Source organism: Variimorphobacter saccharofermentans (assembly GCF_014174405.1).
GTDB classification, from domain to species: domain Bacteria; phylum Bacillota; class Clostridia; order Lachnospirales; family Lachnospiraceae; genus Mobilitalea; species Mobilitalea saccharofermentans.
Map to the genome: position 1 here is coordinate 1200085 of NZ_JACEGA010000001.1, position 15806 is coordinate 1215890.

10 protein-coding genes are annotated in these 15806 nt (G+C 38.3%); all 10 read left to right on the top strand.

What is annotated here, in order from left to right:
* Positions 1-311 precede the first annotated feature (311 nt).
* The 10 genes from H0486_RS05330 (at position 312) to H0486_RS05375 (ending at position 15806) form a co-directional block, all read left to right on the top strand.
* Positions 312-6152 (top strand): collagen-like protein, encoded by a 5841-nt coding sequence (locus H0486_RS05330; protein WP_228352008.1) that lies wholly within the window; start codon positions 312-314, stop codon positions 6150-6152.
* 18 nt (positions 6153-6170) lie between these two features.
* Positions 6171-8117 carry a hypothetical protein gene (locus H0486_RS05335; protein WP_228352009.1) on the top strand — a complete coding sequence of 649 codons (1947 nt, stop codon included), beginning with the start codon at positions 6171-6173 and terminating at the stop codon, positions 8115-8117.
* An 81-nt stretch (positions 8118-8198) separates the two neighbouring features.
* Positions 8199-8447, top strand: coding sequence for a F0F1 ATP synthase subunit C (locus H0486_RS05340; RefSeq protein ID WP_228352010.1), 249 nt, complete (start codon positions 8199-8201; stop codon positions 8445-8447).
* 18 nt (positions 8448-8465) lie between these two features.
* Positions 8466-9233, top strand: coding sequence for a hypothetical protein (locus H0486_RS05345; RefSeq protein WP_228352011.1), 768 nt, complete (start codon positions 8466-8468; stop codon positions 9231-9233).
* Between the two features lie 84 nt (positions 9234-9317).
* Positions 9318-10643: a F0F1 ATP synthase subunit alpha gene (locus tag H0486_RS05350; protein WP_228352012.1), complete on the top strand. Its 1326-nt coding sequence runs from the start codon at positions 9318-9320 to the stop codon at positions 10641-10643.
* 47 nt (positions 10644-10690) lie between these two features.
* Positions 10691-11482 (top strand): F0F1 ATP synthase subunit gamma, encoded by a 792-nt coding sequence (locus H0486_RS05355; protein WP_228352013.1) that lies wholly within the window; start codon positions 10691-10693, stop codon positions 11480-11482.
* Positions 11479-12846 carry an ATP synthase beta subunit C-terminal domain-containing protein gene (locus H0486_RS05360; protein ID WP_228352014.1) on the top strand — a complete coding sequence of 456 codons (1368 nt, stop codon included), beginning with the start codon at positions 11479-11481 and terminating at the stop codon, positions 12844-12846. The genes H0486_RS05355 and H0486_RS05360 overlap by 4 nt, the downstream gene beginning before the upstream one ends.
* Positions 12847-12874: 28 nt before the next feature.
* Complete coding sequence (locus H0486_RS05365) at positions 12875-13162, top strand: hypothetical protein (RefSeq protein ID WP_228352015.1); 288 nt, start codon at positions 12875-12877, stop codon at positions 13160-13162.
* On the top strand, positions 13152-14372 hold the full coding sequence (locus tag H0486_RS05370) for a hypothetical protein (RefSeq protein ID WP_228352016.1): 1221 nt from the start codon (positions 13152-13154) through the stop codon (positions 14370-14372). Before H0486_RS05365 ends, H0486_RS05370 begins: the two co-directional genes overlap by 11 nt.
* A 36-nt stretch (positions 14373-14408) precedes the next feature.
* The gene (locus tag H0486_RS05375) at positions 14409-15806 is read left to right on the top strand and encodes a hypothetical protein (protein WP_228352017.1); all 1398 of its coding nucleotides are present in this window, start codon (positions 14409-14411) and stop codon (positions 15804-15806) included.

A 15806-nucleotide genomic window follows, 5' to 3' on the forward strand; every position in this document is an offset into this window, starting at 1 on the left:
ATAATATTAGATTCCTTGAGAATGCCCTAGATTCAAGGGTTGCGATAGTTATATTTGTGATATTTTTAATCTGATGTAAAAATAAAGAGTATCACGATTAATTGTCTGTAAAAGTGGTAAAGTATACAAAAATACACATATAGTATCAAGAAATACTGATAAATTTAATTAAAAAAATAAATAGTAACAATAAGTTATGTAAAAAGTACCAAAGTTTTTCAATTCAACTGAAGTTATATTGACATATTGTAGAATCACCATATAATTAAGATAAATATGTAGAATATAGTAGAATATAGGAGAATATTGATATGATAAAGAGTAAAGGGCTACTTATCAGCTGTATTACTATTCTTATGGCGATTATTGGAGTGATCAGTTTTGCTGTTTATCGGGATTCTAAGAGGCAGCCAGTTTTTACAGAATCAGGATATATCTTAGTTTCACCTGATAGTACTTATTCTGATGCAATCAATACTCAAGTTTATTTTGAAAGCGGGACGAAATATAAGCTCGTGTATCCCGAAAAAGTAGTTTTTAAAAATCAGGAAAATGTTAAAACGGCAATCGATGCCGAATCTTTTGTTCATTATAATGATGGATCAATTGGCTCCCTAACAAATGGAGTTTTGATTGATTTGAACAATCTAGACAATTCTATTATCAATTACTATGGCCTATCTGCCGATTCAATTATGGAAAACGCCGGAACTGATTATATATTGGATAATCGTGGAAGCTCCATGAGCTTTTCAGATTTTCTATGGAAAATTAATGACACGAAATATTTATTGGTGTCAGATGAAATCGTTATCTCTTTGTCCGATAATAACGAGCGGACTTTTGATGATTATGTGGAATTAACATATTATGATACAGGAATTATCCGTATTGTTACCCAGGAAGGAACCTGGCAGACGGTATCCTCAAAGTGTATAGCAAGATTAGGCAATGGGGTATCTGTTAACTTTTCCAATAAAACAGTGGTTAAGAATGAGCATGATGTAAAGCTATCCTTAGAACAGATGGTTATTGGTGCGGATGACAATATTGATATTGTACCGCTTGAGGTTCGAAAAGAAGCAGCGAAGGCTCCAGAATTTGATATTCAGACAATTGATGGAATCAATGGCGGTAAGGGAAGTAACGGTGATGCCGGAGAGGACGGAGAGATTGGAATTAACGGTGAAGACGGAGAAATCGGTGAGAAGGGTGAGAATGGTGAAGCTGGTGAAGATGGAACCATAGGTGAGAACGGACAAAATGGTGAAAACGGAACTCCAGGAGAACCGGGTGCTCCAGGACAAACCGGAACTACTGGTACCAACGGTGAAAATGGTAGGAATGGTGCATCAGGAGCAAATGGTGCATCAGGAGCAAATGGCGCTCAGGGAGCAAAAGGATTATCAGGCGATGAAGCAGCCTTAGATCCGGAGCAGGGTGGCGCAGAACCCACAGAGGGAATTGTATTACCTGTCTTTGAACTAGCTGATCTGAGTGTGACTGCAAATAGTGTAAATGCGACAATTAATGTAACAGATAATGAAAATCGTTTGGATCCAGCATTACCATTTGTTGTTCAGATTGTTGAAAATGCAACCGGTAAATTGATACATAGACTTGAGGTGGATTCAAGTCAGCGTAGTTTCACTGTTGATTATAACGGTTTAATGCCGAATACAGAATACAGGCTGGTTCTATCTGCGGACTATATTGTGGATAACTTGAATTATAACAAGATGTTTATTAATAAAATATTTGTAACGGATGCTTTGGGACTAATGATTGCAAAGAGTTATGCAACACCGGATTCATTGGCTCTTTCTGTGAAAATAACAGGATATTCAGAAATTATGGAGGCGGCTGTACAGCTTACAGATTCGGATGGAAATGCAATTAGTACTCAGGATATTATAATAGACCTGGCCAAATCAGAAGAAGGACATACTATAACATTTACTAATCTGAAGCCGAACACTCGTTATAAAATGAAGATTATCGATATTAAAATGCAGTATGATTCTGCGTTGGTAGCTCCTCCACAGATAAGAGAAGAGGAATACTGGACATTAAAGAGAACACCTCAACTAGGTAAGCCAATTATTGTAGTAAACAAACGGAATACTAGCTTTGAAATGAAATTGGATTCCGTGCAGGATTTAGATGGTGCAATTCTACGTTACCGTTATGAGATATATGAGGTTGGCCTGGATTCTTCCGAGAGACTAGTGAAGAAGCTCTATAACACAACGAATGACATGATACCATGCTATGTAGATGGCGTTGAAATAAGAAATGGATATAACTATCGAATGAGAGTCGTTGTGGAGTGCAATGACAATGAAAAGCAGGTGGAGTATGCCAGCTCATTTACAGACATATTTAGTTTTACTGGAAGTCATTTCCCGATAGTTCTGTTTGATAAGGATGAAGACAATACACGCCATGATAAGATAGCAGGAAACTTACGTATTAACACAAATGGATCCATTATTACGATAAATGCTGCTAATCCATTAACCATCGAATATAAGAATTCCCTTGGCGAAGCAGAAAGCTATCAGCTTACAGAGCTTGCCATTGCCCAGGAATATGATAATGGTGTGTTATATTCGATTCCTATTAATATAAAGAATTTAAAGGCAAATGACAATTATGTGATTAGTGCATATGGAACAGTTGATTTGAATGATGGTGCTGGAGGTAAACCCAATACCTTAATAGGAAGTGCAGTGGTAAGCACGGACAAGCCCAATTATATGAAGGTGGTATTTGAGGATGATACCAATGAGACCAGTCAGATTGCGTTTTATCTAAGACTTCAGGATGGAGTGAATGGTATATCCAGTTCATACGAAGCCAGCACTATGCAATATGTTGAAGTAAGTATCTATGATGGAGGTACGGATGCAGTTACGAATTCTGCGCCTGTGGCAACCTATACTTTGACAGGTACAGGTGGCGATGCGAATGCCAGTACCCTGGCTTCCAGCTTATATAATAATTCGTTATTAATAACAGAAGCTAATTTTAAGATCAGTGCTTCAGCAATTTCGTCTTCCAAATATACGATCAAAGTATCCTCTGTAAGAGATTATACGAAGTATGGTAACGAGCTTGTCTCTGGGGATATCTCTTATGTTCATACTTTTGATAAGCAGGCTACTTTACCGAATTTGGCATCAATTGATAAGAATAATGGTCTTGATGTTATTGAGATTACCCGTCTGAATGCAGGACAGTTCGGATTAAATCCTGACGATTATAGCGAGTATAGTGATAATACGGTGTTAGGTTACAGTGTGGCCGCATTGAATTTTGATAATAGTGCGGGGCTGATTGAGAGTTTTACATATTATGCTTTTGAACAGGCGGATTATAATCAGTATATTACGGATTATTATAATCCCAACCATTCCGCTATAGATTTTTACTCCAATCCAGCTGTTAACGCTATAGCCGTGCAGACAAAGCCGGTAGATTCCGCTTTTGGAACAGTTCCGCGTGCTGTATTTATATTCGGAGATACAGCAAATGCTGGCACTATGTCCAGGGGAAGCAAGTATGTATTTACCTATCGTGCCCAGAGAAAAGGATTATCAGATCAGTATTTCCCGGAATCGATAGATAATTCCGTAATTATACGCTCATTAACCAAAGAGGCGCCCTATCAGCTTCCAAGTTTCAGCCTCTGGCCATGGACATCGGATAGTGACAGTATCACATGGAGATATAAATTAAGTAATCAATACGATAGTGAGGCATTAATAAAGTCTCTTCATGATGACAATCATGTGTTTAATAGAAATGAGAATGATATAACAATTCGTGATAGTGTGGAAAAAAGGTTTATTAGAGGGGATGTTTACACTATTAAAGCTACTGTAAGAAGGTTTAAACCGGTTTACAATGCTGACTCAGATATCGTATTGGTATCACAGATTTTTGAAGGTCAATATAATTATGGGGATTATACAACGAATATGGAATATACCATAGAAAACATAGCTCTCCAGAATCGTTTCAGAATTAGCATTACTGATGCCACTGCAAACGCAGAACAGTTATCCAGAGTTGTGGCAATTAAGGTAAATATCTATTTAGATTTAGGTAATATTACTCCAAATCAGACGATTACTTTGCCTTTGGAAAGTATTACAGGTGATACGGGATTTGCATATTTACGATATAGTGCATTAAATAGCAGCTTACTCAATAAGACCTTTTATATAAGAGTGAAGGCAATTTATGATAATGGTATCTCCGGATTTTCAGGGGCATTGGGAGATGATCATGCTATACAGACAGTGAGCGAACGTAATGGTGCACAGATTCTACGTGGAAACTATATTATACTAAATGAATCACAGACCGGATTAGTAGAAAAAGAGACAGGAAAAGCAATGGGATCATACTTTACTGTAACTAGTGCTACCATTCCTTCCAGTATTACTGTTCGTAGCACGCTGAACAGCTCATTTACTACAGAGATGAAGCTATCGGCAACATCAAACGGTGCGATTCTAACGACAATGCCGGGCAATCCAAGTATCACTTTGAAGAAATTAAGTGAAGTAGGGCTGTCTAAAAATGGTGGCGGCAATTACTATGAATCTATGATTGATTCAGTTACTCCTACGGTTTTGTTGAATAGGGGTGCCAGCTATACCATTATTACAACAGTTACATCAGCTAAGGTTCAATGGAAGATTGAGGGATATAAGGATAAGCTCAATTCAGTGAATCCCAATGGTATCAGTGGTAACAAGATGTATGTTGAATTGTATCAATATGATGCGGTAACGGCGGTATATAAAAAGGTGGATGATTTCATCCCTGTTGAGACGATTATGTCATCTACCCATGATGATAGCTTACCATATGAAACAGAGATTACAGGACTGACTTCTAATACGAAGTACGGTGTTAAATTGTATTATATTGATAATGATGGTAATCGTATTTATCCGATTAATGCTTATCAGCCTGATAAGGTTCCGGATACCAATCTGTATACCTTTATAACCAATGAGCTGATTACAATTACACCTGGTACACCGACACTGAAATATATTGCGGATTCCTATTCCTACAAGAGACTTGAGGTAAACTACGCTTTGAACCAGACAATGGGATTTGAAATTATATATTCCATTCATAAGGCAGATCCTTCTCATACGATGGTCTTAAGTCCGGATGATTTGGCTAGTATGAATATCATTAAGACGCCTACTATTTATTATGAAAAGATGACAGGAACCTTAGCCTTGAGACCGGGAGAAGTACTATGGGATGATCCGCCTGGAAGTGGCAATAAGGTATATTTCCCGTATAACAGTTCGGCCTATGAATTATGTATTACACCGGTAACGTCAACTAGTTTATATGAGATTGATCCGGTAACTGGTGAAAAAATATATACTGCTGTAGGTGACCCGATCTACATTCCTCTATTTGTAGAAACACCAAAAGTACCTTTTTACAATGTAAAGGCAACACCAGGTACGGAAAAGGTTACGTTCCAGATATCCGTAATCGATTCCAGTAAGATTATGGTGAATGGTAACTATAAGATTAAGGTTTTCAATAAAAGCGGGGTGGACATCACACCTACTTCAGCGAAGAACGTAACATACTCTATTGATCTACCAAGAACTGTGGTAGTTGAAAATGTTCCGGAGGACGATAGAGCAGAACTGGTGATTTATACAGTCTATGATATGGATAATGATGGGGTGGATGATAGTATGCTTCCACTGGAGGATATTTATTCAGTACCATATAACAATTTGGATGATACCGACAAAGGCTATGCTAAGTCCAGCCATACCGGCTTCCCATTAAGTGATAATGGTTATGATCTGGGAACAGTTCAGATATCCCGCCATGGAACGAACTCAGCGAGAATTTACTTTACAAACTCAGTAAACCTGGATGTGGTGAAAAGAATTTCCTATGTTGTAATCAATCCTGATGGTGGAAGTTCAAACTATAGTATTAACACAAGCTTTACTTCAAGCTCGGATCCTCAATATGTTGACCTTCAGCATGTATTTAGTGCAGAAGGTATGTATCAGCTTCAGGTTCGACTTCTGAATGCCTCGAACTCACAGCTTGAAGATTTATCGTTGCTATTCTTTAAATACGATTAATAACCGGAGGGAAGAATTATGCGAAATTATACTAAGAAAAGCATTATTATGTTTTATGCTTTCGGTTTATTAACCGCCTTGATTATAGGGCTGATCATCATGATGGTTGTAAAACAGGTACAGAGTCAGCCCAAGCCCTATGTGGTATATGAGAATACGATGTTATATGATGAATCAAACCGAATGATTATTGTGACTTCGCCTGGTACGATTACGAGAAAATGGGACAATAATTATTATTTAAAGCAGGCAGACAAAAGTGAATATTGTCTCGGAGCACAGGCGATTGCATATGATTCAAGCAGTGGTGCAATCAGAACTTTTGGAGGGGGATACCAGATACTTGAAGATGCAAGTGTAATGGAGCTTCCTGATATGATGGAAATAACAGATTTCAATGCTACTGGATTTTATAAACTGGGTGACAGGAAATATCTTATCATCGGTGATCAAATCTATTCCTCAGATGGAGCTCTGACAACGGAAAACTATCTATACATCCTACTGGATAAGGTTGGAAATGCCCAACTATTAAATAATAACATTAACACAAAGTCACTGGAACCCATTATCCTTAATTGCGAAAGTGTAGAGTTTGACGTAGCCAGGGAGGAACTAAAGTATGGCAACAATGAAATTGACCTACGGGCTATGTTCGGAACCACAAATGAGTATGATGATTTAGTGTATAAGTATCTCGATTCTACCGTTGAAGAGGAAACAGATGGAATTATTCACCTTATGATACGTGGAGGAAACGGTGGAATCGGAGGTGACGGTGGTGTCGGCGGAACCGGAGGTAACGGCGGAGAAGGCGGTAAAGGAGGCCTTGGAGGAGCCGGAGGAACCGGAGGCGAAGGCGGAGCCGGAGGCAATGGAGGAACCGGAGGAACCGGAGGCATTGGAGGTAACGGTGGAACCGGAGGAACCGGAGGCAACGGAGGTAACGGAGGTAACGGCGGAAACGGTGGAAACGGCGGAAACGGCGGCAATGGTGGTAAAGGCGGCAATGGCGGCAAAGGTGGTGCAGGCGGTGACGGTGCCACGGGCATTGGCGGAGCTGATGAAGAACTGCTAAAATACATCCGATTACGTGGTGTTGCAACCTATGCTAACAGAATTACAGTTAATTATACTGCTTCCGATCCAAAGGGAGTATTTGGTGAGATATTTGTTATAGTACGCCCTGAAGACACTTCAAACGGAGCAACTGAAGTCAGGAGAATTCTTGATATTAGCGATGTCAGTATTGATATCTATGATCTGCTGCCGGATACCAGATATAGGGTCATGCTGGGATATCGTGGCTACGGCTCTACCGATGACGTAATAGCCGACGCTGTTGCGATAAGAACCGCGACGATTGATACTCATATCTCGGTAAATTCTTATTCGGCGGCGGAACAAAGGCTGGATTGTAATGTGAAATTAGATCAGAATTATGTCATAGATCAGGGAGCAACCTTATATTTATTTGCGTCAGATTATTCCTATTCTGATGAAGTGGTTATTGATATTGCATCGGCTACTTCAGACGGTGGATGGAATTATACATTTAACGGAATACCAACGGATAAGGAACTGCGACTTAAATTTAATAATGTAACGTATGGCGGGGTGGCAATAACCTTACCGGATGTATTTATTATTAAGGCATCGATGGTATCCTCGTCAAATCCGATCGGTGAATATTCGAGAGCATCTGAACCTTTTACAGCTACGAATCCAACTGAGAGTGCAACCATTCCTTCTAATACAAATCCAGAAGAGAGTGTAACCACTCCAGCACCCCCGACGAGTGTTCCTTCAGGAGGTTCGGAAAGCAATAACACAAATCCGACTATTCCAGCTGGAACAACGAATCAAAATGTACCGGATGGAAATGGAACAGGATCGGAGCTTCCAACTCAAAGCGCACCAGCAGAAAATAATACAACACCGGCACCGGAAGCTACAGGACCGTAAGACGATAATATGTGGGTGCATGAATTTAAGGAAAACAATGGACAGAACAGAATCAAATTATAAGGTTAAAGGAGAATACATATGGAATCAATTTTATCGTCAACAATGTCTGCAATTGGAATGATGTTAGGATTAGCATTTCTCGGAATTGGAATAGGGCTAGGGATTTTAGGATCAAAGGTGGCCGAAGCAGTGGGACGTAATCCGGAAACAAAGAATGATATCGTACGCTCCGTTATGGTGATAGCGATTGTCATAACAGTTTTGCTTTTGTTATTGTTTTCCTTTGTTTTCTTGCTTCTGTATTTTAATCCGTTTGTAATTAACTAATGATTGGGGGCTTTATTAATGGAATCCGCCTTAATTGCAGCGCTTCTTGTTATGGCACTTATGGTAACGTTCACATTTATTATATTAAGAATGATTTCCATCAATGCCGGTAATAAGATTCGAGATAATGTAGTATCACAAGTACAGTCGTACGATAACTTAATTGACATGAAAGCATCGGAACTTCAAGAGCTTCAAAAGCAAATAGTACTTGAAAAGGAGAAGTTGTCCGGTACGAAAGAAATGCCTACTCAAGTTCAGCCGACTTTCGTAGGAACCACAACGCCCTCCTTAGCGGATTACAGACACTATGACTTTGCCAATGATTATGCAAAGCTAAAAGAGAAACTATCCTATCAATATAAGAATGTGGTAAAGGAGATTTATCAGACAAATAATATAGAGGAAGATAAAGACTACATTGAGACCCTGAATTCCTTAATTGACAAACTATCCTTTGAGAATGTGTACAAGATTTCCTCTTTAGACAGTGAAGAGCAGTTAGAGATTATAAAGGAAATCGTAAATGAGAAAGAAATGCTTGTGCTGGAGAAGTTTTTGGATAATAAGCAATTTGACTGCATTTCACTATATCAATGGTTATATATGCAGAGAAAGCTCCATGATGTGCAAATTTGTGTAAAGGTAACGGATAAGGAAAAAAAGACACAGGGGTATGGTGAAATCATCAGCGTGGAGTACGACCATACCTTGTGTGAAGGATTTCAAGTATTTGTTGGCAATAAAATGTACGATTACGGCGTTTGTAAATATGAGCTAATCTAGTCGCTTACATTAGGTAGAGACATAGGTGGCATGTGAATTGTCTCAAGAGCATGCAAGGAATTAGGTACAGGAGCGGAGGAAAGAATGAGTAAGCATATTGATGAATTAATTGAAACGAAAGTAGCAGCAATAAAAGAAAAGAAGAATATATTTGAGGTCGGTCGTGTCTCCAAAGTACAGAATTATATACTTGAGGTGGATGGCCTTGAGAATATCGGTTTTTTTGAAAAGGTTACAATTGAGGACAAAGCAGAGGGCTACGTCAGCGCAATTAATCAAAGAAATGTGGTTGTTGCTGTTACGAAGAAAACCTCTGACATCAATATTGGAGATGCGGTAAAAGCAACAGGCAAAGAGTTCAGGGGACTGTATTCTCCGTATTCAATAGGACATATAGTGGATATGTTTGCAGAGGATAAACTTACCTCTAAGCGATTTGATGATACCATCGAGATACCGATTTCCACAAAACCAATCCCCATCATGGACCGAGGCTCAGTAAATCGACCATTACTGACTGGTATTACAGGAATAGATATGATATATCCGGTTGGTTGTGGTCAAAGACAGTTAATCATCGGAGATAAAAAGACTGGAAAAACGCAAATTGTATTAGATACTATAGTGAATCAGAAGGACAAGGATATATTATGCATCTATATTGCAATTGGAAAGACTAAGAAAGAAGTAAAAGAGGTATATGCGGAGCTGTTACGACGTGGAGCTATGGAATATACAATTATTCTGGCAGCCTTTAATGATGAATGCCCGCCAGTATTAACGAATACTCCTGCTGTTGGACTGGCAATTGCGGAGCATTACATGCTACAGCAGAATATAGACGTTTTGGTTGCAATTGATGATCTGAAACGCCATGCAGATGTATATCGTGAGATCAGTCTTTTGACGGGTAAGGTTCCGGGAAGAGATGCTTATCCTTCGGATATGTTCTATACACATGCAAGCCTGCTAGAGAAGGGCTGTCAACATAAAAATGGAGGTTCCATAACGATTCTTCCGATCATTGAAACAAAAGGTGGAGATATTACGGATTACATATCGAGTAATGTGATTTCCATTACAGATGGTCAGATTGTGCTTTCTACGAAGAATTTTGAGGATGGACAAAAGCCTGCCATTGATTATGGACTTTCCGTGTCACGTTTGGGTGGTGCTGTGCAGACAAAGGAGATCAAGAAAATAGGTGCAGTAGTAAGACGTGAACTATTATCCTATCTCGAAACCTGTGATGTATATGAGTTGGCTAATATGGATGAGATGAGTCCTGAGCTGCGTAATAAGATGCTTATAGGTAAGGAAATCAGAAACCGCTTAATTCAATACAAATTCAGCCCGTGGTCAATCGATAAGATGAGCGTTATGTTTAATGACCTGGTTGAGTTAGATTAGATGAACGTTTATTAGTCCTCTATAGAGAAAGAAAGGGCAGGTTTCCCATGAATACTAAAATCATAGTTAAGGTTATGAATTTCCATGCTCTAATCCGCGTTGATAATGCCCGAAAAAAAGCAGAGAAATATTTACAATTGGAGAAAGAGGCTTCTAATATCATTGATATGATAGTGAATAACCGTAATTTTATTCTTGATAAGAAGCTCTGGGAAGTGGATCCGGCAAAACCGGTATTGAATATCTATTTTGGCAGTGATTATGGCTTTTGCGGAGGTATTAATTTTCAGGTAAATCAGCTTTTGGATAAAGATAAGGATTCCGATAAGATCATCATTGGTAAAAAGATTCATGGAACTGGTGATGGTATTGTATTGAAATTAGCGAGAGAAGAATTCATCACACGATATGAAGAGATTGAAGCAATTCTGGAGAATAGTATCCGAAAAAGGGAGCATTCAGAAATCAATCTGATTTACAATCATTTTAACAATACGAGTAGTATAGAGATTAAAAAGAAAAAAATATTTCCTTTTCCTATCACTTCTGAGCGTAAAGATAAGTACAAGGAAGATTATTATGTTGAAGGAAATGCAAATACAATTCTGATTAACCTGGTTACATCCTATCTGAACTATGAGATTAAAATAGCGGAAGTGAACAGCTATGCCTCAGAGAATATTATGAGGCAGAATGCGACTTCTGAATCCCTTAAGAAGATTGAGGAGAGGGAGGAGCAGCTGTTAACATTACAACGGAAAATAAAGACTCAGAAGGAATTTGATAAGGTGATTGATAGCTATACAAAAAGGAAAGGGTTAAAGGGTGATAGAAAATGAGTGTGGGGAAGATTATTTCTATTTCCAACATGAGAGTTGAAATACTATTGAAGCATAACAAGCTTAAGATTCGTGACATAGTACGTACTGTTGGAACGGAAGAGGAGCATCGTTTTGAAATAGCTCGTATTGATGGAAGTGTAGCTATGGCGATTCCTTTTGAGAGTGTCATCGGTCTGAAAAAGGGAATGGATGTTGAACTGGTTGAGGGCGGAATATGTATACAGTATTCCGATGAAATTTTAGGAAAGGTATTTGATTCCTATGGAAATCTGATAGATCATAAAAGCATTGACGAGGTAGTAACCAGGAATATTTACCAGAGAAATATGAAACTGAGTGAAATTGATATTGATGGTGAAATTCTATGGACAGGGATCAAGGTACTGGACTTTTTCGCTCCCATGCAGAAAGGCTTTAAAATGGGTCTACTGGGAGGAGCAGGTGTCGGTAAGACGGTATTTATCAAAGAGTTGATTAATAACGTCTATAAAGGTCTTCATTCGAACTCGGTATTTGTAGGAATTGGGGAGCGTTCCAGAGAAGGTAAGGAGCTGTATGATGAGATGTTGGAAGCAGATCTGCTTGACAAGATGTCAATTACCTTTGGGCAGATGGGTGAGAACTCCATGAATCGTTCCAGAGCGATTTACAGCGGATTAACACTGGCAGAATACTTGCGTGACGAGAAGCAACAGGATGTACTGATGTTCATTGATAATATATACCGTTTCGTCCAAGCCAATGCAGAATTATCGGCTGAAATGGAACAGTTGCCTATCGATAATGGTTACTCCTCAACTCTCTTATCAGATATTGCTGCAGTGGAAGAACGAATCAATTCAACACAAGAGGGCTCCATAACCTCTTTTCAGACTGTTTTCATTCCTGCCGATGATATGAATGATGCCGCAGTTCATGCAATCACATCTCATTTTGATGGACAAGTCGTACTTGATAGAAAGGTTGCTGAAAAAGGAATATATCCTGCAGTTAATGTGTTTAGGACAACAAGTAAGCTTATTTCGATAGATAAGGTTGGAGAAAGACATTATCACTTAGTACAGGAAGTAATTCGATATATGTCACGCTACCAGAAGCTGGAGGAAATTGTTGCAGTTCTGGGTATCGAGGAGCTGTCAGAAGAGGATTTCAATATCTTTTATCGTTCCAGAAAGCTGCGTAATTACTTCACACAACCTATGTTTGTAGCGGAACAGTTTACTAATATTCCAGGTAAATTTGTTAAGATCGAGGATGTGCTGGATGATGTCGAGGCTATATTAAGTGGAAAATATGATACAACGGATGAAAATAGATTTTCCTATATTGGAAATCTACATGACTATAAAATGAAGAAGTAAAAGTCTGCTTTGAGAAAGAGGTAGCAGGATGGCGAAAGAAGTTAAGGCAACTGAGAATAAGTATATTGAGGCTATTATAATAAGCTTTCGTAATGGATCCCAGATCTATCACAATGTTAAGTTGATCCGCTTATTAAGCAAAGATTACAACCTGCTTATGATGGTTGATTATATGCCGGTAGTGGGTGAGGTGGATGGTAAGATTGTCATAGTATCTGACAACGAAGAGGTTACATTTGATCACATTCAAGGATTTTATGTCATGAAGAATAATGTGTTTAAATTGTTGGTCAGGGAGGATTCGCATGTGGAGTAAAGTGATAGACAACTTAATGCTATATGGTGACTTTATACTCTTTGCAGCATTTCTGATCAGTGCGATAGGTATAGTTGCTATGTACTTTATACGTTTTATCAACTGGAAGTCTATCTCTTTGAAAAGTTATGGGATTTTAATCGGACTAAAACCAGGGAAGTTAGTTGCCTTATCTCTTATTCTAGTTCGAATGCTGTTTATCTGGTCAATTATATTCTTTTCAACAGAGCTTAGTCTAACTCATATATGTATGGGTGCGATTACCACGCTATTGATACATATTTGTATTGCAAATGTACGGGTGTTGGTATTTGATTTGCTATTCACAGTAGTGATTTACTGTCAATTATATGTTAGTTATATCGTTCATAGCTATTTAGTAGGAATACAGATGCAGACAGAGATTTTGATTATGCAGATACTGGTGAATCTGTTTGTAATCCTATTATCAGTATACAGTGTGACAGAATGTGTTAGAACTATAGCGATGCAAAAGCTGGGACAAGGGAAAGAAATACAATGGCGAAGTGTTCTTCAGCATTTGATTATAGTAGGGATGGGTACACTTATGGCTGCAATACCGTATTTCTTCATGCATCAGATTGATACCTTAACAATTCATCAGGATTTATTTCAGTATACCGCTGAGGGACGAACCGACTATATTGGAACAAGTGTCATAACAAAGTCTGAAAAGGGTTGTATTCTGGAGAACAATGAAAAATTATATGAATTAGATGCAACCCCACTTTATTTCACGAATGAGAAACATATTATTTTACCTCGTGTAGTTTCAATTATTCAACCAGAATTGTCCTTGTTCAATCGGGTCTCTAATATGAGTGAGGTATACGAAGAAAAGGGAAATTATTATGTGGAGAATGAAAAAGTAACAGTCAAGATTTCTGACTTTTTCCTTTACGATGGTCGGGACACCTATCTGTTTTTTGAGCCAGTAACCATCTCATGGGATAACAATTATATAGATTTAAAGCCGTTTTCCTATATTACAGTAAAATATAATCAGTATATAGAATGCTTTAACAGAGAAACAGAAGAATATTCTGTCATTGAAACAGGTACATGTAAGGTTACTACAAAAATGGCCTGTGGAAGTATCGTTAATTTAAGTACTGATATTATTTCCAGAGAGAATGGACAGGAACAGATGCTGTTCCTGCAACCTAATCTTCTTGAAAACCTAAAATAGTGAAAACAGCGTTTGCTGATATGTACAGGGGGTCAGATGTTGACGAATAACAATCTGAAGAAGTTTTTTATACATAACTTTTTCGTACAAGGTGTAGTTGCATCCATATTTGTATTGGTTGCGATCATTATATATTCCTACTTTTATACCAAATCTATTTCTACGCCAAAAGAAGAGCAATTAATCACATTAGCTACATTTCAGGAAAATGCCAGCGCGGTGATTGGCGAAGGGATAGAAGGGATGCTTGATAATATGGGCGAAAATAGTTCGACTCAATCGGTATTAGTCGAGTTCCCTGGTGAGTGTGATTTGGTACGGCAGGATCAGGATTACTACATAGAAGACTCCAATAATGATCAAAGCAAACAGCGGATTAACTCCGATTATCCGATTTTTGTAGATCAGGGTGCTTCCTTATACCTATACCATGAGAATTTTACTCTTTATACCAGTGAATTAAAGAAACAGAACGCAAAAATAAATACCTATCTATCCCAGGGTATGAGCTTTAATTCAGACAAGGTACGTGAGGGTAATGATAATTATATACTTTTACAGCTTCCAACAGGACTATTCATGAATCTTTCGGAACTGAATATTACCTTAGGCGATTATTCATATACCGTAGAAGCGAATTCAATCATGAAGGTATGTGAGGATAAAATCATTTACTGTAATTTATTTAGTGACGAGGGAAAGGTAAATTCAATCTCTGTAGAAGACAGTAGTATGATGGTTTACTTTGGAGAGAAACGATATACCTATGATATGTTTCATGAGAGTATTGACCCTTCAGAGGATATCACCTCGCCGTTGAGACTGGAGGAGCAGCATGTAAATGATGCACTGTACCAATACTTTTTAGGAGCAAAATACGAGTACAATGCAGGTAAATATTTTCTTTGGACAAAAGAGGGTTATATGCTGGAAATGGATGATAAGCGTTTTTTATTAAGCAGTGATCCTTTGTATTATAAAGATGAGCAAAAGATCCTTTTACCCTGTGATTACGAATTAGTACAGCCTAAATTCTTTAGTCTGAACAAGCTACCTGCAATGACGATGCTCCAATACTGTGATGGAGTGGTATATACCTCCTATGGGGATCAGGGGCATACATTTCAAAATATCGTATTATTTGATGGGGATCAGACTTATATATTTTTTGATAACACGGTACTTCGATGGGGTGAAGAAGAAGTATTAATTCCACCACTTTCAAGTGTTAGTGTTGGAGAAGATGGCACAATTGGTATTTATCATTATGATAATCAGGAATACCTTCAGTATCAGGTGGATGGATATCAGGAAGTAAAAGCTACTGTAAATGATGACATTGTATTTAATCTTTCAACTGATATATGGTACCGTTCGGATGGACAGGAACAGCTTTTGTTTTCTGAACCATCCCTGTTGCCCGAAGTAAAATAG